General features: G+C 69.4%; 22 protein-coding genes and 1 pseudogene. 8 read left to right on the plus strand and 15 right to left on the minus strand.

All coding sequences use genetic code 11. The features are described from left to right. Positions 1 to 24: 24 nt before the first annotated feature. On the minus strand, positions 25 to 519 hold the full coding sequence (locus OG488_RS37555; RefSeq protein WP_329237871.1) for an NUDIX hydrolase: 495 nt from the start codon (positions 517 to 519) through the stop codon (positions 25 to 27). Between the two features lie 484 nt (positions 520 to 1,003). Continuing rightward, positions 1,004 to 1,360, minus strand: coding sequence for a nuclear transport factor 2 family protein (locus OG488_RS37560; RefSeq protein WP_329237874.1), 357 nt, complete (start codon positions 1,358 to 1,360; stop codon positions 1,004 to 1,006). A gap of 118 nt (positions 1,361 to 1,478) precedes the next feature. On the opposite strand from OG488_RS37560, the gene OG488_RS37565 reads away from it, so the two are divergent. Together OG488_RS37565 and OG488_RS37570 are read left to right on the plus strand one after the other, a co-directional pair. Beyond that, the gene (locus OG488_RS37565; RefSeq protein WP_329237877.1) at positions 1,479 to 2,279 is read left to right on the plus strand and encodes a helix-turn-helix domain-containing protein; all 801 of its coding nucleotides are present in this window, start codon (positions 1,479 to 1,481) and stop codon (positions 2,277 to 2,279) included. A gap of 163 nt (positions 2,280 to 2,442) precedes the next feature. Beyond that, positions 2,443 to 3,087, plus strand: coding sequence for a dihydrofolate reductase family protein (locus tag OG488_RS37570; protein WP_329237880.1), 645 nt, complete (start codon positions 2,443 to 2,445; stop codon positions 3,085 to 3,087). Positions 3,088 to 3,214: 127 nt separating this feature from the next. Here OG488_RS37570 and OG488_RS37575 read toward each other — a convergent pair whose 3' ends face one another. Then, positions 3,215 to 3,466 carry a DUF1877 family protein gene (locus tag OG488_RS37575; RefSeq protein WP_329239297.1) on the minus strand — a complete coding sequence of 84 codons (252 nt, stop codon included), beginning with the start codon at positions 3,464 to 3,466 and terminating at the stop codon, positions 3,215 to 3,217. 222 nt (positions 3,467 to 3,688) lie between these two features. Here OG488_RS37575 and OG488_RS37580 point away from each other — a divergent pair, with 222 nt between their 5' ends. Next, complete coding sequence (locus tag OG488_RS37580) at positions 3,689 to 4,147, plus strand: hypothetical protein (RefSeq protein ID WP_329239300.1); 459 nt, start codon at positions 3,689 to 3,691, stop codon at positions 4,145 to 4,147. 131 nt (positions 4,148 to 4,278) lie between these two features. Here the strand turns inward: OG488_RS37580 and OG488_RS37585 are convergent. From OG488_RS37585 to OG488_RS37605, 5 genes and pseudogenes are all read right to left on the minus strand, one after another. Further along, positions 4,279 to 4,625 (minus strand): annotated as a pseudogene (locus OG488_RS37585) (transposase); the annotation flags it as partial. Between the two features lie 130 nt (positions 4,626 to 4,755). Further along, complete coding sequence (locus OG488_RS37590; protein ID WP_329237883.1) at positions 4,756 to 5,157, minus strand: squamosa promoter-binding protein 15; 402 nt, start codon at positions 5,155 to 5,157, stop codon at positions 4,756 to 4,758. 191 nt (positions 5,158 to 5,348) lie between these two features. Then, positions 5,349 to 5,789: a hypothetical protein gene (locus OG488_RS37595; RefSeq protein WP_329237885.1), complete on the minus strand. Its 441-nt coding sequence runs from the start codon at positions 5,787 to 5,789 to the stop codon at positions 5,349 to 5,351. A gap of 120 nt (positions 5,790 to 5,909) precedes the next feature. Then, the gene (locus OG488_RS37600; protein WP_329237888.1) at positions 5,910 to 6,407 is read right to left on the minus strand and encodes a pyridoxamine 5'-phosphate oxidase family protein; all 498 of its coding nucleotides are present in this window, start codon (positions 6,405 to 6,407) and stop codon (positions 5,910 to 5,912) included. Between the two features lie 147 nt (positions 6,408 to 6,554). After that, positions 6,555 to 7,193 carry a hypothetical protein gene (locus OG488_RS37605; RefSeq protein ID WP_329237891.1) on the minus strand — a complete coding sequence of 213 codons (639 nt, stop codon included), beginning with the start codon at positions 7,191 to 7,193 and terminating at the stop codon, positions 6,555 to 6,557. 196 nt (positions 7,194 to 7,389) lie between these two features. Here OG488_RS37605 and OG488_RS37610 point away from each other — a divergent pair, with 196 nt between their 5' ends. Further along, the gene (locus OG488_RS37610) at positions 7,390 to 7,977 is read left to right on the plus strand and encodes a hypothetical protein (protein ID WP_329237893.1); all 588 of its coding nucleotides are present in this window, start codon (positions 7,390 to 7,392) and stop codon (positions 7,975 to 7,977) included. Between the two features lie 140 nt (positions 7,978 to 8,117). On the opposite strand, the gene OG488_RS37615 is transcribed toward OG488_RS37610, so the two are convergent. Continuing rightward, positions 8,118 to 9,014: a LysR substrate-binding domain-containing protein gene (locus OG488_RS37615; protein ID WP_329237896.1), complete on the minus strand. Its 897-nt coding sequence runs from the start codon at positions 9,012 to 9,014 to the stop codon at positions 8,118 to 8,120. A 154-nt stretch (positions 9,015 to 9,168) separates the two neighbouring features. Here OG488_RS37615 and OG488_RS37620 point away from each other — a divergent pair, with 154 nt between their 5' ends. Then, entirely contained in the window at positions 9,169 to 10,182 is a 1,014-nt protein-coding gene (locus tag OG488_RS37620) for an aldo/keto reductase (protein WP_329237899.1), read from the plus strand. 51 nt (positions 10,183 to 10,233) lie between these two features. Then, positions 10,234 to 10,650 carry an SRPBCC family protein gene (locus tag OG488_RS37625; RefSeq protein ID WP_329237902.1) on the plus strand — a complete coding sequence of 139 codons (417 nt, stop codon included), beginning with the start codon at positions 10,234 to 10,236 and terminating at the stop codon, positions 10,648 to 10,650. A gap of 98 nt (positions 10,651 to 10,748) precedes the next feature. Here OG488_RS37625 and OG488_RS37630 read toward each other — a convergent pair whose 3' ends face one another. Then, positions 10,749 to 11,738, minus strand: a complete 990-nt coding sequence (locus tag OG488_RS37630; RefSeq protein ID WP_329237905.1) for a GlxA family transcriptional regulator — start codon at positions 11,736 to 11,738, stop codon at positions 10,749 to 10,751. Between the two features lie 110 nt (positions 11,739 to 11,848). Here OG488_RS37630 and OG488_RS37635 point away from each other — a divergent pair, with 110 nt between their 5' ends. Further along, positions 11,849 to 12,877, plus strand: coding sequence for a saccharopine dehydrogenase family protein (locus OG488_RS37635; protein WP_329237908.1), 1,029 nt, complete (start codon positions 11,849 to 11,851; stop codon positions 12,875 to 12,877). Between the two features lie 111 nt (positions 12,878 to 12,988). Here OG488_RS37635 and OG488_RS37640 read toward each other — a convergent pair whose 3' ends face one another. The 4 genes from OG488_RS37640 to OG488_RS37655 form a co-directional block, all read right to left on the minus strand. Beyond that, positions 12,989 to 13,894 carry an NAD-dependent protein deacetylase gene (locus tag OG488_RS37640; RefSeq protein ID WP_329237910.1) on the minus strand — a complete coding sequence of 302 codons (906 nt, stop codon included), beginning with the start codon at positions 13,892 to 13,894 and terminating at the stop codon, positions 12,989 to 12,991. A gap of 125 nt (positions 13,895 to 14,019) precedes the next feature. Continuing rightward, positions 14,020 to 14,277 carry a hypothetical protein gene (locus OG488_RS37645; RefSeq protein WP_329237914.1) on the minus strand — a complete coding sequence of 86 codons (258 nt, stop codon included), beginning with the start codon at positions 14,275 to 14,277 and terminating at the stop codon, positions 14,020 to 14,022. After that, the gene (locus tag OG488_RS37650) at positions 14,267 to 14,497 is read right to left on the minus strand and encodes a hypothetical protein (RefSeq protein ID WP_329237917.1); all 231 of its coding nucleotides are present in this window, start codon (positions 14,495 to 14,497) and stop codon (positions 14,267 to 14,269) included. Before OG488_RS37650 ends, OG488_RS37645 begins: the two co-directional genes overlap by 11 nt. Positions 14,498 to 14,825: 328 nt before the next feature. Continuing rightward, entirely contained in the window at positions 14,826 to 15,272 is a 447-nt protein-coding gene (locus OG488_RS37655) for a TIGR03618 family F420-dependent PPOX class oxidoreductase (protein WP_329237920.1), read from the minus strand. A gap of 485 nt (positions 15,273 to 15,757) precedes the next feature. Here OG488_RS37655 and OG488_RS37660 point away from each other — a divergent pair, with 485 nt between their 5' ends. Beyond that, entirely contained in the window at positions 15,758 to 17,008 is a 1,251-nt protein-coding gene (locus OG488_RS37660) for a poly(ethylene terephthalate) hydrolase family protein (protein WP_329237924.1), read from the plus strand. Positions 17,009 to 17,107: 99 nt separating this feature from the next. Here OG488_RS37660 and OG488_RS37665 read toward each other — a convergent pair whose 3' ends face one another. After that, positions 17,108 to 18,109, minus strand: coding sequence for an NEW3 domain-containing protein (locus OG488_RS37665; RefSeq protein ID WP_329237927.1), 1,002 nt, complete (start codon positions 18,107 to 18,109; stop codon positions 17,108 to 17,110). Positions 18,110 to 18,132 lie beyond the last annotated feature (23 nt).

The raw sequence follows: 18,132 nt of genomic DNA on the forward strand, positions 1-18,132 counted from the left end.
GCCGACCTCGTATCGTACCGGCGGTCAGGCCTGTTTTCCCTCATTGAGGTAGACAGCGCTGTCGCCGCTCGATGCCATGCGGCACAGGGTGGTGAGAATGGCCGGATCAGCGGTGAACATCGCCGCCTCCAGTTCGTCCAGGTGCATCCAGGCGAAGCGGTCGTGTTCAGGACTCAGTCTGACGTCCGCGTGTGAGGCGAGGGCTCGGGCCCCGAAGAAGAAGTCGATCACGGGGCCGGTGCCTTCGACGTCCAGCCGGTAGTCCGTGCCGAGGAAGGCGAGAGGACCGTCCAGGGTGAATCCCGTTTCCTCCCATACCTCCCGCCGCGCGGCGGCGAGCGGATCCTCCCCCGGATCGAGCATTCCGCCCGGAAGCCACCACGTCCCGGCTACGGGCCCGCCGGGGCCGTACCGCAGGAGCAGGACGCGCCCTTCGCCGTCCAGCAGGACGACACATGAAGCGGCGATCGCCTGAGGGAGTGTCTTGACCCACTCCTCACGCGGCATCCAGGTGGTCATCCGGTTCCCCTTCCCGCCATGCCGGGGTCCGTGGCCGGTCACCGCCCGTGCCCCCGACAGCTCTCCAGTGACTCGCACATCAGGGTAGGGGTGGAGGCGGCAGGATCCTGCCCGGAAGCGTGCTTCTCCGTGGGAGCGTCCGAGTCGTGGTGATCGTCGAGGACCCGGGCCTACGGGGACCGTCCTCGGATCGGGTGACGTGTCCGGAGCGCCGGGACGACGGCGACCGCGACCGCGAAAGGATGCACGCTCGACAGGCGCCAGGTTGACGCCGGGCACGCGGCGGCCGGCCGGGCGCGTGCGGAACGCAGCCCTCGGAGGATTCCCGGGCCCGCCCGGGACCCATCCCGCCCTTCGCCTCCCCGCCGTGACGTATCCCCGTCGCGTCGACGAACGCACCGGCCCCGCCGGCCTGCTCCCGCAGATCGACGAGGCTGCGTCGGCGCGCGCCGTGACGACGGCGGCAACCACCGTCGGCGGGCCGTCACGTGGGCAGTTGGTCCAGGAAGCCGCGCACATCCCGGATGCGGCCCGAGTCGTCCGTCACCAGGACGTCGAATCCGATCACCAGCGGCTCGGCTCCCTCCGCACCCAGGCCCCAGCGGAAGCGCACCTGGCGGTGGTGGGCGTCCACGTCGCCGACCTGCGTGAACACGAACCCCGGAAACTGCGCGTGGACGCCGTCGACGACCGCGGCGATCCCGTCGTGGCCGGAGACCTCGGCCATCGGGTCGGTGTAGGTCACCTCGGGTGACCAGTGCTCGGAGATCAACGCCGCCCGCTCGGCGCCGGTGGCGTTCCAGGTGGCCAGGTACTGCTGAACGATGCCCTTGTCGATCATTGACTTCCCTCGCTCGTCTCGACCGGTTGGTGCCGAGAATCCTGGTCCGTGACCGGCCGCCCATCCATGACCTCCCAGGTCATGGTCACCCGGACACGATGCCCCTAGCCTCATGTGCATGAGCGTTGTACTCGAAGTCCCGCCGGTCGGAGAGCTGTTGAGGACCTGGCGTGAACGGCGTCGGTTCAGCCAACAGGAGCTGTCCAACCGGTCGACGGTCTCCACCCGCCATCTCAGCCGAGTGGAGACGGGCAGGGCACACCCCACACCGGAGATGATCATCCACCTCTCCGACAACCTGGACGTGCCTCTGCGGGAACGCAACCAGCTCCTGCTGGCAGCAGGCTATGCACCGCGCTACCAGGACCACGGATGGGACGACGCGTCGATCTCCGTGGTGATGGACGGCCTGCGCCGCCTTCTCGACGCCCACCTGCCCTACCCCGCACTGCTGTTGGACGACCACTGGGACATCGTCGACGCCAACGCCGCCGTTGACCGACTGCTGACCGGGTGTGCGCCGGAGTTGCTGGAACCACCGGTCAACGTGGTCCGGGTCTGCCTGCACCCGGACGGGCTGGCCGACCGGATCCGTAACCGGGAGGAGTGGGGCACCCATCTGCTGCAGCAGGTGCGCCACCGCGCCGAGCGGACCCATGACCGGCGCCACAGCGAGCTCGCCGCGGAGATCGCCGGGTACCTGGGCGGCGCCGGTGCCGCCACCGCCCTCACGGGACCGGTGGTCACCCTCGAAATCGACGTCGACGGGTACCCGTTGCGATTCTTCAGCACCTCAGCCACGCTCAGCACGGCCACCGACGCGGCCCTGGAAGGGCTGCACCTGGAGACGTTCCTGCCGGCCGATGACGGGACCCGGCACCGTTTCGTGGAGGGGTGGACCGTCCCTGTGGAGTCGTGACCGTCCCGGTGACTCCGGCTGTCGCTCCCGCCGGGGGTGCGGGCGGCGTCACATGATGACCGTGTCCGGGGCCGTGGCCCTTGCGGGTCGGGCACGGGAACGGCGATGAGTTTCCCGGGCCCGGACAGTCTCACCTCTGTTGTCGACAGCACAGGAGGAACGTGTGACTCAGCTGCTGAGAGTCCAGAATCTGAACGTCTCGAGTGACGGCATCGGTGCCGGCGAGGACCAGAGCTTCGAGCGGCCGTTCGGCCACGTGGACCCCGAGAGGCTGTTCGCCTGGGCCGGTGCCACGGCGAGCTGGCCCATGCGTACGGATCCCGGAGGAAGCCGGGGCCTCGACGACTACTTCACGCGGGACTACGCACGCAACATCGGTGCCGAGATCATGGGCCGGAACAAGTTCGGACCGCAACGCGGGCCCTGGAAGGACGACGAATGGCGCGGCTGGTGGGGTGAGGAGCCGCCGTTCCACACCCCGGTGTTCGTCATGACCCACCATGGGCGCCCGTCGTTCACGCTCTCCGACACCACGTTCCACTTCGTCGACGGAGACCCGGCCACCGTCCTGGCGCAGGCGCGGGAGGCGGCGCAGGGCAAGGATGTCCGTCTGGGCGGCGGGGTGACCACCGTCCGGCAGTTCCTCGACGCCGACCTCGTCGACGCGATGCACGTGGTGGTCTCGCCGGTGGAACTGGGATCCGGCGTACGACTCTGGGAGAGGCCCGATGAGCTGCTCGACCGCTTCCACCTGGACGTCGTGCCCAGCCCGAGCGGCGTGACACACCACGTGTTCTGGCGGAAGTGACCCCGGCCTCAGGGCCGGCCCCGGGCGGCTGTTGCGTCTGCGGGGGGCCGGCCCTGGAGGACGGGCACCTCCGCCGGAACAGAACGCTCTTTGAGCTTGTCGTTCAACATCCCGTACGCGGGCGACGTCAGTCGAGCCAGTTCACCATGGTGTGATCCGCGGAGCCGGCGGCTTGGAAGAACTCCGCCAGAGAGGGGAACAGGTCGCGGCCCCATTCCAGCGATGCCGGTGAGTCCCAGACCTGAGGACAGATCTCAGCAGCGGCGAGTTCGGCGCGATCGACGCCGTGTATCAGATCGTCGTAGGTCAGCTGGCTCAGCTTCGCGACGGCCGGCCGCATGCGTTCGGAGGTCAGGTATCGCGGCGGCTCGTAACCCAGTCATCGGCCTCGGGCATGGGTTCTTCGCCGTCAGCTCTGGACGGACGAGCCCGGGGCGGTATGCGTCTCCTCTCCAGGCCGAGAGTCGAACGCGTTTAACAGGTCTGGCAGGGTATCTCCCATGGTCGCTCCAATCAGTTGGCCGATGCGGGCCGAGGGTGGGAGGCCCTGGTGAAGGGCGGAAGCAGGGTGCGTGCGTGGAGGGCGACTCTCGGTGGCTTGATGGTGGTTCTGCCTACTCTGACGGCGTGTGCCAACCCCTATCAGTACTACGAGGGGACAGGCATCCATGACGCCACGGCGGCCGAAGTCGTCGGGGGATGGGAAAACGTCGAGGAGACCCGCGTGGTGCTTCGCGAAGACGGGACGGCTCTTTTCGAAAAGCTCGACGGGCAGGACTTCGACTTCGATGACGGCTGGCGCCTCTCCGGCAAGGGAACCTGGCGACTGACCGAAGACGACGGCGGACAGGTCGTCCGACTCGCGGTCACAGCCCGGACCCGTGTGGAGAGCCGTTCCCCCTCGACGGCCACTGACACCTCCACTCCTGAACCGCCGTCGACATACGCATGGTCCTTGTATGTGGACCGCGATCAGCGCGACGAGTTGAAGCTGTTCTTCTTCTACGGCGATCCCGACAGCGGCAACACTTATGTGATGACGCGCGAGGCAGGGTCATAGCCATCTGGAGCTGTCCGGTCGATGACGTGGGAGTGAAGGGAAATGGCAGGCGGAGGGATGTCGGGCCCTGGCAGGGAATGGGTCGATGACCCTGGCCCCTTGGACTGCGTCAGGGTGGGTGGTGCAGCGATTCGCGCGCCAGCCGCGTGCTGATGCGCGCCCACGCTGGTGGAATCCACCGAGATGCCCCAGTCGATTTCGCCGGCTGAGTGAGCCTCGGCCTGGACCTGCTGCAGAAGACGCTCCCAAGTACCGTCGGCCGACGACCACTGCCGGTGGCCCTCGTGGGCGGTTTCCAGGGACCGTACCGCTCCGAGAGATCTCGCCAGTGCACATCGGTCCGTACCCGGTGCAGGATCCCGTCGATCACGGGCCGATGGTCGCGCCAACGCCCGCACCGACCATTACTCACCGGCAGCAACGGCCGCAGCCGTTCCCACTCGGCATCCGACAACTCACCACGCCCACTTGCACCCACACCCACAACGGCGACCCGATGAGCAGTCGGTCACATGATCGGCCGGACGGCTCCTTGATCGTCGAGTAAGAGAGCTGCGGCCCAAGAGATACGGCGAGAAAGTCGGCGTGAGGCACGGGCGCCCAGCCGGTCAGTCCAGGTAGAAACCGTCGTCATCCTCATTCGGCTGAAGCGGTGCATACTGCCGTAGTTCGTTGTCCCGGATCATCCACATGCGGAAGAACCCTTCCTCCTGATCCATCACCAGGAGCTGCACCAGGTTCGGTTCGCGCCAGGCCGTCCCAAACACTCGCTGTCTGAGGACGTCGAGGTCGGCATGGTTCAAGGCACCCGCCCATACTTCGCACTCAGGGTGCTTCCAGCCTCCCCATTCGTTCGTCTCAGGACTGGTCAGCAGCTTCAAGAAGCCGACCCCATGGGCCTGCGGTTGAGTGCGACGAGGGGCATCCTTTCGCAGCCACTCGCTCAACACCTGTACCTTCGCGTTGTCGGCAACGTCCACCGACAGCATCACGTTCGCCACCCAGCTCATACAGATCGTTGTACTGCAACAGGTAGCACCCATGCCTGTCCATTTCCTCGCAGAACGAGGCACCTTCCCGCACTCTCAACGACCTGTGGCCATGCGGCGGGGCGATCTCAGTGATGCCGAGGGGAGCGGTTGCGGCCGTTCCTGCCGGTCAGGAGCGGGCGTTGTGGAAGGTGGCGGGGATCGGACCGTCGCTATGCCGGGCGGAGAACGGGATCGATCTCTGCCAGGCTCTCGTGCAGCCGACGGGCCCCCCGGGCAACACGATCGTCGACCTCGCCCGACATCTCGTCGCAGATCCGTAGCGCCTCGTCCAGATCGCCCGAGAAGATGCCGAAGGCATCGACGATCGCGGTGTGGATGTAGTCGGCGTGGTTGTCGTCGGCGACCGCCAGTGCGGACGCGACTGCCGTCAGTCCGACCCTGTCCTTTCGCCGAAGCAAGCTCTCTGCGGTCCGCCGGGTGACGAAGGTGTCACCACGGTCGAGCAGAAGGCCCTGCAGCAGCTCTACGGCCTCCGGCATCTCGGCGAACCCTGCCAGGCTGTGCCCCGCATCCGCCCGGTCACGCCAGTCATCGCTTCGCCCGAGTTCTCCAAGCGTCACGACGACCGCACGCCGCAGGTCACTGTCCACGGATTCGCCCGCCCCTCCCACGATTCCGGTCAAAATATCACCGAGGCCCCTTGCCGGATGAACGTCAGGAGGGGACAGCCCCCCTCGGGGTGGGCAGAGGCATTCCGATTGCATGTCACCTCAAGCGTTCTGACGTTCGGCCCGTTGTCGGATCAGCTCCTCGATCGCGGTGGGCAGCGAGGTTTCGAAGTCGATGAGTTTCGCCCAGATCGGGGTGATGACGATCCGGACCATGCCGTCGTAGAGCGAGGAGACCTCTGCCTCCCACTCGATGCGCTGCTCAGGGGGCATCTCGTAACTGCCGTTCATCTGGAGATATTCGTCCGGGATGCCGTCGACGACGTCCAGTTCGGCCCGTCCGCGGAGGAGCAGGATCCTCGGCGGGTGGACCTCGGTGTCGATGGTCAGGGCTACCACCGGGTTCTTGCGCAGGGCGGGTAGTTTCGGGGCGTTCTTCGTGGTGCACAGGACGATCTCCGAGCCGTTCCAGGTGAACGCGATCGGGATGCTGCGTGGAGTGTCGTCCTCGGCGACGTAGGCCAGACGGGTGATGTCGCGGCCCAGCAGCTCCTGGCTGACCGGTCGCTTCAGGATCTCCGTGATCTGGTCCGTGTGCATGGTGATCGCTCCTCCGTCGAGCCTTCGAGCGCCATGTCTGTGGCGCTCCTGCCCCGGGGACGTGGCCGGCGGGTCGTTCTCGACATCGGAGGCGCACGGCCGGATGACGGCCTTCACTCTGGTGCAGCAGCTGCGGACGCGAGCTGATCACGCACCGGCGGACGACCGTCCCACCGAACGCTGAGACTCCACGGCCGCGAGCACCGCGTCGGCCAATTCCGCGACGGGCCGACCGCCGCCCACGTCCACGCGATCCAGGCCCCGCTCGGCGAGGGCATCCAGCATCAACGCCTGGTAGCGCTCGGAACGGGCCAGGAACGTGTCCGTCAGGTGACGCTCATGGTCTGTCGCCTGTTCGTAGCGGGCGGCTGCGTACATCCGGGTCCGAAGGAGATCATCGTCCGCCACGAGCCAGACGGCCGCGGTGTGCGGGGCGGTCAGTTCCGCGACCCTGGCCGGCCAGAGCGCGGATCCCTCCAGGACGAGGCCAGGCCCCTCGACGTCCGCGCGCGCGGAAGAGGTGATCAGTTCCTCCACGCGCGGCCAGAGTCGCTCGTAGTGGCCGAGGACGGACGTGATCAGCTCGTCGACCGTGAGCGACCCGTAGTGCTCGGCGACATGCGCCGGTACCTCCCACTCGGGCGTTCGCCAGGGCCGTCCTGGATGACGGGCCAAGCCGTCCGTCGACAGGCAGGTGAATCCGAGCCTGTCCGCAACCGCTCGGGCCACCGTCGACTTGCCGACATTCGACGTTCCCCCGATCAGCACCACCCGCGCGCCATGCATGACGGTGACCTTACTGATCCTCGTGGTGCGGTGCGGCCGCACGTCACAGGCCGGATCTCGCCGCGCTGCTCACGGAGGCCGGAGACACACTCCCGCAGACGGATCCGGGGGAGACGGGTGATGTCCGGTGACGTCGTGGTCCGGGGCTCGTTGGCTTGTTGACCGGTGTCGGACTGCGAGTGACGTGGAGCCTGAGGTGTCGGATCGACAGGTGCGGCCTGGAGTGGGTGCGGTGGCGCTGTGCGGAGCGGTTCTTCTCTGTTGTGCCGTGACCGGCTGCGGCCGGGACACGGCGGACGGGAAGGCGCCGGCCGACGCGGCCGCGGTGGTGCCCTCCGCTCCACCGCCCGTGTCCGAGTCGCCGGAGGACCCGGCCGGGGCGGTGCGGGAGGTGTACGGGGCCATGTGGTCGGAGCGGATGAAGGCGTTGCAGATGGCGTCGGCGGAGGATACCGATCTGGAGCGGTACGTGGCGCCCGGCATCCTGAGGGTGTTCGAGGAAGAGCTGGCCCAGTTGAAGAAGGACGGCATGGTGATGCGCGGCGAGGTCGGCCACGAGCCAGAGGTGAGCGTGCTCGATGCCGGGGCGAAGCCCTCGCGCGCGACGGTGCAGGACTGCGTGGACCTGTCGAAGTGGCAGCCGCTGGACACCACCACGGGCTGGCCCCTTCCCCTCCCCGGAGACCAGCCGCCGCGCCACAGGGCCACGGCGGAGTTGGAGCGCGGGGACGGAGGGCGGTGGACCGTCACCGCCTACGTCCCGCACAGGTCGCGCGCCTGCTGAAACCCGGCTCCGACCCCACGGCGCTGCCCGCGTACGGTGTCGACCACGTCGGCGCCGCACACGTGTGGGCACGCGCCTGCGGCCCCGGCCGGAGTTGACGGGCCAGGGCGGCGTTCCGCGGTGTGTTCAACCGCCCGCGGTCACGAGGTGCGGTGGCTGAGGACCGTTTCGCGGAACGAGGCGACCACGGGCCGCAGATCGGTGCGGTGCCAGGCGGCCCACAGGTGTACCGATGCCTGGTGCCAGGGCAGTTCCCGGATCTCGACGCCTTCGGTGGTTCCGCGGACCATGCTCCTCTGGACGAGTGCGAGTCCCAGGCCCGAGGCGACCAGTCCCAGTGCCGTGAGGGGTTCCGGTGCGTCGAGCCGGATGTCCGGTGTGAAGCCCGATGCCACACACGCGGCGATGAACGCGTCCCGGGTGGCCGGCTCGTGGGAACTGTCGACAGCGATCCATGGCCGGCCGTCCAGATCCTGCGCCGTGATGACGTCACGGCCCGCGAGCTCGTGGCCGGCCGGCAGGGCGAGGAGCAGCGGGTCCTCCAGCAGGGGGGCCGCCAGCAGATCCGGATCGTCCTCGGCGGGAGGCCGCTGGACGAGGGCGATGTCGAGGCTCCGCTGCCGCAGGCCGACGAACTGCTCCTCCGGGGCCAGGCTGTAGAGCGCCACATGGATACCGGGCCGATCCTCCTGCAGGGTGCGCAGCGCCGCCGGAAGGACGCCGGTGTGCATGGCGTCGGTGACGTACCCGATGCACAGCCCCCCTTCCTCTCCGCGCCCCAGGCGGCGGCCGAGGTTCTCCAGCCGGTCGGCGTGCCGCAGCAGCGCCCGCGCCTCGGTGAGGAAGACCCGCCCGTCGGCGGTCAGGCGGATGCGCTGCTGGGTGCGCTCGAAAAGGGTGAGGCCCAGGTTCTTCTCCAGCTGGGCGATCTGCCGGCTGAGGGGGGACTGGGAGATGTGCAGTTCCTCGGCGGCCCGGCCGACGTGTTCCGTCTCGGCCACGGCGATGAAGTAGCGCAGTTGTCGCAGGTCAAGCATGTAAGACCTCGGGGGACTCAACTCAGTCCAAGCGAGTCTTGGACAGTCTCAAGTGTTGATCCTAACCTCGAAGAAGTCCACCGGACAGACGTCGTCATCCTCACGAAAACGACGTCTCGCACGTCCCCCTCCCTCTCGCAAGGAGAACCCCCTCATGGCCATCACCCCCCTCCTGCCGGGACCGCTCGGCTTCGGCACAGCGCCCCTGGGCAACATGTTCCGCGCCATCCCTGACGAGGAAGCGGCTGCCACCGTCGAGGCGGCCTGGGACCACGGCATCCGCTACTTCGACACCGCACCCTTCTACGGTGCCGGGCTCGCGGAGATCCGTCTGGGCGAGGTCCTCGCCGCTCACCCGCGTGACGCGTACGTCCTCAGCACCAAGGTCGGCCGTGTCATCCAGGACGAAGCCGAAGACCCTGCCACCCGTGACCTCGGTGAGAAGGGCGGCCTCTTCGAACACGGGCGTCCCAACAAGATGGTCAACGACTACACGGCCGACGCGACGATGCGCTCCATCCAGGACAGCCTCGACCGGTTGAAGACCGACCGCCTCGACATCGTCTGGGTCCACGACGTCGCGCAGGACTTCTACGGCGACGAGTGGCTCGCCCAGTACGAGACCGCCCGTACCGGCGCCTTCCGCACCCTGGAGAAGCTCCGGGACGAAGGCGTGATCAAGGCGTGGGGCCTGGGCGTGAACAGGGTGGAGCCGCTCGAGCTCACCCTCGGCCTCGACGAGCCCACACCCGACGCCTTCCTCCTCGCGGGCCGCTACACCCTCCTCGACCACAGCCGGGCCCTCCAGCGCCTGCTGCCCGCCGCCGCTGAGCAGAACGTCGACATCGTCGTCGGCGGACCCTACAGCTCGGGGATCCTGGCCGGCGGACGCCACTTCGAGTACCAGGACGCGCCCGCCGAGATCATCGACAGGGTGGAGCGGATCAAGACCCTCGCCGAACAGCACGGCGTCGGCATCAAGGCCGCCGCACTGCAGTTCTCCCTGGCTCACCGTGCCACCGCGGCCGTCATACCCGGCGCCACCAGGCCCAGCCGCATCGCGGAGGACGTCGCCGCACTCGGCGAACGGATCCCGGAGGACTTCTGGACGGCGCTGCGCGACGAGCAGCTGATCGCCGCCGACGCCCCCGTACCGGGCACCCGCTGACGTCCCGTCCCGAATCCCGCTGACTTCCGCCCACACGCAAGGAGACCCCCCATGGCCACCACCACCGCATCCATCCGTCTTCCCGTACCGCCCGACCGCGTCTGGCAGCTCATCGGCGGGTTCGACGCCCTGCCCGACTGGCTGCCGTACATCCCCACGAGCCAGCTCGGCGAAGGGGGCCGCGTCCGCAGCCTCACCAATGACGAAGGCGGTGTGATCGTGGAGCGCCTCGAGACCTTCGACGACAAGGCCCGCACCTACAGCTACTCCATACTGCGGGCGCCGTTCCCGGTCACCGGCTACCTCTCCACCATCGCCGTGCATCGGGACCCGGACGCCGCCTGGTCCCGCGTCGACTGGAGCGGCACCTTCACGCCCGACGGGATCGCCGACGACGAGGCGATCGCTCTCTTCCACACCATCTACAGCGACGGACTCGCGGCACTCCGCCGCACCCTCGCCCCCTGACCGACACCGAGGCGGGGGCGGGACATCCGCCCCGGCGCGCTCCGGAGCACCCGCCCTTCAGGCGGGTGCTCGGCCGCCGCAGCCCTGCGCCTCCCGGCTCAAGGCATCAGCGTTTCGTACCCGTCGCCGCCCTCCGGGCCCGGCAAGGACCGTGAGCGGAACGTACGGCGGTAGGCGTCGGGCGGCACACCGACCGTCCGGTGGAAGTGCCGGCGCAGGGTCGTCGCGGTGCCCATGCCGGTGGCCGACGCGATGGTGTCCACCGTGTCGTCGGTGGTCTCCAACAACTCCTGGGCGTGACGGATCCGTTGGGTGTGCAGCCACTGCAGTGGGGTGGTGCCGGTCACCGACCTGAAGTGGCGGCCCAGGTGACGCGAACTCATCCGCGCCTCGCGCGCCAGGTCCTCGACGGTGAGCGGCTGGTCAAGCCGCTGGAGCACCCACGGGAAGAGCCCGGCGAGCGGGTGACTGCCCGGGGCGGGGACCGGGGTGGTGACGAACTGGGCCTGGCCTCCGTCCCGGTGAGGTGGCACGACCAGGCGGCGGGCCAGCGTGTTGGCGATCGACGAACCGTGATCGAGACGGACGAGATGCAGGCACAGGTCCATGGCGGCGGCCTTTCCGGCCGATGTGAGCACGCTGCCGTTGTCCACGTAGAGGACGTCGGGGTCCACCCGCACCCGGGGGTGACGCTCGGTCAGCTCCTGGGTGTGTGCCCAGTGCGTGGTCGCCCGGTGGCCGTCCAGAAGGCCGGCGGCGGCGAGCACGAAGGCGCCCGTGCAGAGGGAGGCCACCCGTGCGCCCGCCTCGTGGGCCGTGCGCACCGCGTCCACCAGCTCGGCCGGCGGATCCTGGCCGATCTCCGCCCAGCCGGGGACGATCACGGTGTCGACGCGCGAGAGGTGGTCGAGTCCGTGGTCGGGTTCCATGGAGAAGCGGCCGACGCGCACCGGGCCCGGCCCGCAGAGTGAGAGCCGATACCACGGGCCTGTCACGCCGTTCGGAGGATTGCCTCCGAAGACCTCGCAGGCGAGGGCGAGTTCGAAGTGCAGCATGCCGTCGGTGACGGCCAGCCCGACAGTGGTCATGTCGGAAATTGTACGGGGCATGGCGTTCCGGACAGTGGTGAAGGGATGCAGGCTTTGCCAGTCTGTTCCTGACAGACCACAGCGGATCATTCGCGTACAGGGGGAAGTTCATGAGATCGGGCCAGACGGTGGCGGTGTTCGGCGCATACGGGCACACCGGGCGGTTCGTGGTGGCGGAGCTGGCGGAGCGTGGGTTCCTCCCGGTCCTCACGGGCCGCGACGCCGAGAAGCTGAAGTCACTGACCTACGAGACCGGGTGGGAGGCCCGCTCCGCGTCGGTCGACGACCCTTCCGCCCTCGACCGCGCGCTGGCCGGTGCGGCTGCCGTGATCAACTGCGCCGGCCCCTTCGCCACGACGGCCGGCCCCGTGATCGAGGCGGCCCTGCGGGCCGGGATCCCGTATCTGGACGTGGCGGCCGAGATCGAGGCCAACGTCGACACCTTCGCGCACTTCGCCGGACGGGCGCGGGACGCGGGAGCGGTGATCGTCCCCGCCATGGCGTTCTTCGGCGGCTTCGGCGACCTGCTGACCACCGCCGCGATGGGCGACTGGACGGAGGCCGACGAGGCGCACATCGCGTACGGGCTGAACAGCTGGCACCCCACGGCCGGGACCCGCTCGGCGGGCGCGGTGTCCCGGCAGCGGCGAGGCGGCCGGCGCATCGTCTTCACCGGCGGGCGGCTGCAACACCGCGAAGACGCCCCGCCGACCCTGGAGTGGGCCTTCCCCGATCCGATGGGCGCGCGGGCGGTCATCGGGGAGTTCACGATGGCCGACGTCGTGACCGTACCCAGCCATCTGTCCGTCCCCGAGGTCCGCACCTACATGACGGTCGAGGCCGCCCAGGACATCGCCGCGCCGGACACACCGACGCCGGCCGCGGTGGACGACCAGGGGCGGTCCTCCCAGACCTTCCTCGTCGACGTCGTCGTACGCTCGGGCGACGACGAACGGCGCGCGGTGGCCCGCGGGCAGGACATCTACGCCGTCACCGCGCCACTCGTGGTGGAAGCGGTCGACCGCGTCCTCACCGGACGGTCGAAGGCCGTGGGCGTCGTCTCCGCAGGAGAGATCTTCGACGCCCCCGACTTCCTCCGCGCGCTGTCCCCGCACATCACCGTGGAGCTCCGTCCCTAACCGCATCGACCCGCGCCGCGCCGGAACGTGTCCCGTCGGTTCGGGCTCGCGCCGGTGCCGGACGGCCGGACCGATCCCCCGCCGGGAGGGACTCCGGAGGCGTGCCGCCTCTCACCGGGGCCCTGCCGTCCCGTCACCGACGGGGACGCCCAGCCGTGCGGCCACGGTGGTGAGTGCCGTTCCCAGAGGGAGCGCGACGCGGGTGAGGGCATGGCGGTCACCCCGGGTCGGGTCCCGGTTGACGATGAGAACCGGCGTTCCGGCCTTCTCCGCCTGGCGGACGAACCTGAGCCCGGACATCACGGTGAGCGACGATCCCAGGACCAGCAGTGAGGCAGCCTCGCGGACCAGACTCCGGCAGAGCTCGACTCGTGACGGGGGCACGGCTTCGCCGAAGAAGACCACGTCCGGTTTGAGGATGCCGCCGCAGACCGTGCAGGGCACCACGGTGAAGTCCCCGACCTGGTCATCGGTGAGATCGGCGTCACCGTCCGGGTTCATGGCGGCGGCCACCGGAGCGAAGCCCGCATTGGCCTCCTCGAGCCGCCGTGCGAGCTCGCGGCGTGGGCTGGACGTTCCGCACGAAAGGCAGACGACCCGGTCCAGGCTTCCGTGGAGCTCCACGACGCCGTCACTGCCGGCGCCCTGGTGCAGGCCGTCCACGTTCTGGGTGATCACGCCGGAGAGCAGGCCGTGGCGCCCGAACGCGGCGACGGCCCGGTGCCCGGCATTGGGGCGCGCCCGGCCGAACGTGCGCCAGCCCAAGTGGCTGCGCGCCCAGTACCGACGCCTGGCCTGGGCGTCCGCGGTGAAGTCCTGGTAGGTCATCGGGGTGTGCCGGCTCAGGCTCCCGCCCTCGCCCCGGTAGTCGGGGATGCCCGACTCGGTGGAGATGCCCGCACCGCTGAGCACCAGGACGCCACCGGAGCCCAGCGCATCCGCGAGAGGCTCCAGATCCGTGGTGCCCGGCGGGAGGTCCTCATCGGGGGTCCAGCTCAGGGTGGGGCGCATACGCATGCCCCCAGGGTACGGAACCACCGCCCACACCTGTTGTCGCCGGCGACGACGGGCCAGGGCGGACAGCGTCTCCGCCGCGCAGAAGCACCTGGAGCCGTGCAGAGCTCTGCGGAGCCACGTGGAAGCTATGCCTCCACGTACGCCACGATCGTGATCGTCTGCATGGCGGTCACGTAGTAGATGATCCGGACGCCGTCGATCTCGTCGGAGTAGTCCCGCAGCAGGGTGCCGGGCACCGGTGTGCCCAACTGGGGACTGACGCTGATCGCGACGATCGCACGGTCCAGGCGGTGCGTCTCGGAAGCGGTCAGCTTGGACAACTGAGTGAGCGCGGGCTCCACCGTGACCACGCGCGAGCGGCGCGGCCCGTGCTCAGGCGACACGTGGCTGCTCGTCCGCCAGGCGGGCGAGGTGCGCGTCACGGGCCGCCTCCCACGGGACCCCCGTCTCCGGGGCCGGGTAGCCGTTCGCGGCGATGTCCTCCAGCACCGTGGCAAGAAGGTCTGCCTTGGCCCGCTCGGCGGCCGCGTACGCGCGAACCGACTCGGCGGCGGGCTCGTCGAGCGGCTGGCGGTCGGGCGAGGTGGCCGGCTGCTGGCTCATCCGGGGCTCCTGGCTGTCATCTGGCGTCGTTCCCACCACGGTAGCGCCGGGGCGAGCCGCCCGGGCCCGGTAGGGCGAACCGGGCCTCGACGAGGTCCGGTGGTATCCATCGTCCTGAGGCCGGGCGCGCGGGGCGGGTGACAAAAGCTGGGCCTCGTTCCGGCACACGGTCGACAGCGATCATCGATCGCCTGGATCGACGCTGCCGACCGGGCGGACGGCCCGCAGCCGCCGTCCGGTCAGCCGCGCCGGTCATCACGTCGCAACCGGTCCCGGAGCTCCACAGGCTGTGGGAGTCCGTCGGGAGAGAAGGAGAGCTCCGCGCTGCTCAGGGAGCGGGGACAGGGCCACCGGGCCGGAACCGCTCCACCCCGACGATGTGCCGTACCTTGACCGGGCGCACGACCACCGCGACGCGCTGCTCTCCCGGCATGGTCCACTCGAAGCGTTCGCTGCCCAGATACTTGCGGGCCAGGCTGTCCATCCGGGTATGTGCTTCCTCGCCTTCGATGAAGCGGGACACCACACCACTGATCTGCACGCGGTCGAAGGGATCGGCGGCGTCCGCGTGGGAGAGATAGACGCGGGGGTCGCCGCGCAGGTTCTCCTCCTTCACCCGGCCCACCGAGGTGTTGAACGTCAGCTCCCCGTCTCCTTCCAGGTCCACCCACATCGGGCTGACCTGCGGTGCTCCATCGGCGAACACGGTCCCCACATACCAGATGTTGGGGGCCAGCAACCGGGCGCGGACGGCATCGTCAAAGGTCACAGTCATCCCGAAAGGCTAACAACCATGATCGTCGGGACTGGTCGGCGCCAGGACCGTGCACACGGCCCCGGCACAGGAGGCGCACAGTTCGTCCGGCACCGGCCACTCCATCGGAATCGTCGTGCACCACTCCCACACCTCCCGGAAGCGCTGGGGCCGATCCGGTTGTGCGGTGGCCGGCACCCGTCCCGGAGGACGTACGAGTGCGCCGACCCGGGCTCGTACGCGACCCGAGGCGCTCAGTTCCTGTCGCGCCCACGGCGTGTGCCCACGGCTGAAAGGCCATGGAACGCCGGTGATTTCACGGATCTCCCCGGCCCCGGATCCCGGTTGAATCGCACTCGACGCTCGAACCGCGCCATGCCGCTCCACGCTCGATACGCAGAATCCTCTCCGCCCCGCCACACACGCGTCCGCCCACCACGAGCGCACGTGCCGCGACGGAGCGAACGGACAGCCGGCCCGCACAGCCCAGAAGGAGACCCCCGGACATGACCCGTACCAGTCGGCACCTTCGATTACTCAGCGCGGCAGCCCTCGGCATCCTGACCGCCGTCACCATCGGCTCCACCGCGCGTCCCGCCTCCGCCGCCACCCCGGTCTACGGCGAGGACTTCTCGGCCGGACTCGGCACCTTCACCGCCACCGGTTCCGTCAGCGCCGCCACAGCCGCCGCCAGGCTGAGCGGATCCCTCCGCACCGATCCGACCCTCACCTCCGCGCCGCTCAGCCTGGCCGGCCGTCGCGACGTCACGGTGTCGTACACACGGATCACCTCCGGCCTCGACCTCGGTGAGTCCTTCACCGCTGCCTACGCGGTGGACGGCGGCGCCTTCACCCCGCTGGAGACGGCACGCACCGCCACCGGCAGTACGTCCTTCCGTCTGCCGGCCTCGGCGGAGAACCGCACCCTGCGCCTGAGGTTCTCCCTCGACGCCAACAGCGCTCTGGAGACCCTGACCGTGGACGACGTGCTCGTCCAGGCAGAGGGTGGCGGAGGCCCGACCGACCCGCCCACCGGGTCGTTGCCGCCCGTGGAGGACGTCAGTGGACCGGGACCGTACGCGGTGACCGTCGACAGTTCCGCCGGACCCGGTGGCGACGGCTGGCTGGTCCACCCGACCGACGCCGGCCAGGACGGCGTCGACCACCCGATCTTCGTGTGGGGTCCGGGTGCCGGATCCGACCCCGCCGACTACGAGGACATGCTGCGGCAGTGGGCGTCGCACGGCTTCGTCGTCTACAGCGAGGTCTCCTCCAGCAGCGGCGACTACATGGCCGACGCCCTCGACTGGCTCGAGGACCGGAACGCCGACCCGGCCGACCCGCTGTACCAGGACCTCGACACCTCCGAGGTCGCCTTCGGCGGCCACTCCCGTGGGTCGATCGGCACGTTCGACGTGGCCGACGATCCGCGGCTGGCGACCACCGTCCACGTGGCGGGAGGTTCCTTCGACGGCAACGGCCCCGACACCTTGCGGAACCCGGCCCTCTACCTCGGCGGCGACGAGGACTTCGCGACCCCCAACGTGGAGCGCGACTACGGCAACACCGACGTACCGGTGTGGTTCAACGTCCTCGACGGCACCGACCACGTCATGGCGACCCGCAACGGGCAGCACGTCATCACCGCCTGGCTGCGCTGGCACCTCGCCGACGAGGAATTCCGGCGTACACAGGACTTCCTGGGTACCACCTGCACCTTCTGCACCCTCGGTGAGGTCCAGCACAAGAACTGGTGACACCGCCTGGGTGCCTGGTGCCGCCCCGCCGTCACCGGCGGGGCGGCACTTTTCGCGCGAAGACCCACGAGTGAACCCGGGCACCCACGTGCTACGCGGTCATGGCGCCGTCGCCATGGCGAAGATGTGGATGTCGGCATTCGCGGGGAGAACCACGAACTCGACCGTCCTGGCCGGGTCGAGCGGGATCGAATGGGCGAAGACCCGGTACTGCACCGTGGCGTTGCCGTAGCCGTCGGGCCGGTTGCGGCCGTCCGTCGACTTCACCAGCGTCGCGCCGTGGGCCTCGGCCGGATCGAAGGACCAGTTGGGAAAGCCGAACGTGCCGCTGCTGGCCGTTCCGTCCGTGTAGTAGGCCGTAGCGCTCCCTGTGGCGCCGCTCGTGACACCCGAGCCGAGGAACACCAGCTTGCTGCCCTTCCCGGAGAGCTTCACCGCCTGCCCCGAACTCGCCACGTTGTCCTTGGTCCCGGCTGCCACGTCGGGCCAGGTCAGCTCGGCGCCCAGCGCTTCGACCGCTGCCCCGCGGGGCAGGCCGGCCGCCGCCAGCCGCTGCGCGGAGAAACTGTTGCCCTCGCCGTCGTAGTCACCCGGACCGGTCGCCGACTCGTCGGTGATGGCGACGTTGTTGTACGCCGCCTCCAGGTTCTCCTGCGGGGACCCGGAGCGTTCGGTGCGCGTCCCGGCGGCCGTGCCCCGGCCATCCCCGCCCTGGTAGGTCGCTGTCGCCGTGAACGTCCGGATGACGAAGCCGGGGCGCCTCTCCGGGACCTGGATCCGGAACGTCGCGTCCGCTGACTCACCGGTCGTGAGGGAGCCGGACACGTCCTGTACGGACGGCTGTACGGCCCAGCCCGTCGGTCCGGCGAACCTGACCTTGAGTGAACGAAGCCGTTGAGGTCCGCCGTTCTTGACGGTGACCTTCACGGCGGAGATCGCTGGACCGTCGAGGTCCACGGGGGAGATGCTGACCTCGGTCGCCGCCGCCTGGGCCTCGGACGCGGCCGCCGTCGCCGGGGCGGGGATGAGAACGGTCGCACCGGCCGTGGCGACCGCCACGGCCAGGGTTCTGAGCGAACCGATCCGCTGTACTGATCTCAACTCGTACTCCTTCGAATGCCGAA

This window comes from Streptomyces sp. NBC_01460 (genome assembly GCF_036227405.1).
Lineage (GTDB): Bacteria > Actinomycetota > Actinomycetes > Streptomycetales > Streptomycetaceae > Streptomyces.

Excerpts from the sequence above, each read along its gene's own strand:
- OG488_RS37660 (WP_329237924.1), top strand. The coding sequence starts at position 15,758 with ATGACCCGTACCAGTCGGCACCTTCGATTACTCAGCGCGGCAGCCCTC.
- OG488_RS37625 (WP_329237902.1), top strand. The coding sequence starts at position 10,234 with ATGGCCACCACCACCGCATCCATCCGTCTTCCCGTACCGCCCGACCGC.
- OG488_RS37600 (WP_329237888.1), bottom strand. The coding sequence starts at position 6,407 with ATGCACACGGACCAGATCACGGAGATCCTGAAGCGACCGGTCAGCCAG.
- OG488_RS37580 (WP_329239300.1), top strand. The coding sequence starts at position 3,689 with ATGGTGGTTCTGCCTACTCTGACGGCGTGTGCCAACCCCTATCAGTAC.
- OG488_RS37615 (WP_329237896.1), bottom strand. The coding sequence starts at position 9,014 with ATGCTTGACCTGCGACAACTGCGCTACTTCATCGCCGTGGCCGAGACG.
- OG488_RS37555 (WP_329237871.1), bottom strand. The coding sequence starts at position 519 with ATGACCACCTGGATGCCGCGTGAGGAGTGGGTCAAGACACTCCCTCAG.
- OG488_RS37605 (WP_329237891.1), bottom strand. The coding sequence starts at position 7,193 with ATGCATGGCGCGCGGGTGGTGCTGATCGGGGGAACGTCGAATGTCGGC.
- OG488_RS37635 (WP_329237908.1), top strand. The coding sequence starts at position 11,849 with ATGAGATCGGGCCAGACGGTGGCGGTGTTCGGCGCATACGGGCACACC.
- OG488_RS37565 (WP_329237877.1), top strand. The coding sequence starts at position 1,479 with ATGAGCGTTGTACTCGAAGTCCCGCCGGTCGGAGAGCTGTTGAGGACC.
- OG488_RS37650 (WP_329237917.1), bottom strand. The coding sequence starts at position 14,497 with ATGAGCCAGCAGCCGGCCACCTCGCCCGACCGCCAGCCGCTCGACGAG.
- OG488_RS37560 (WP_329237874.1), bottom strand. The coding sequence starts at position 1,360 with ATGATCGACAAGGGCATCGTTCAGCAGTACCTGGCCACCTGGAACGCC.
- OG488_RS37630 (WP_329237905.1), bottom strand. The coding sequence starts at position 11,738 with ATGACCACTGTCGGGCTGGCCGTCACCGACGGCATGCTGCACTTCGAA.
- OG488_RS37655 (WP_329237920.1), bottom strand. The coding sequence starts at position 15,272 with ATGACTGTGACCTTTGACGATGCCGTCCGCGCCCGGTTGCTGGCCCCC.
- OG488_RS37590 (WP_329237883.1), bottom strand. The coding sequence starts at position 5,157 with ATGAGCTGGGTGGCGAACGTGATGCTGTCGGTGGACGTTGCCGACAAC.
- OG488_RS37640 (WP_329237910.1), bottom strand. The coding sequence starts at position 13,894 with ATGCGTATGCGCCCCACCCTGAGCTGGACCCCCGATGAGGACCTCCCG.
- OG488_RS37620 (WP_329237899.1), top strand. The coding sequence starts at position 9,169 with ATGGCCATCACCCCCCTCCTGCCGGGACCGCTCGGCTTCGGCACAGCG.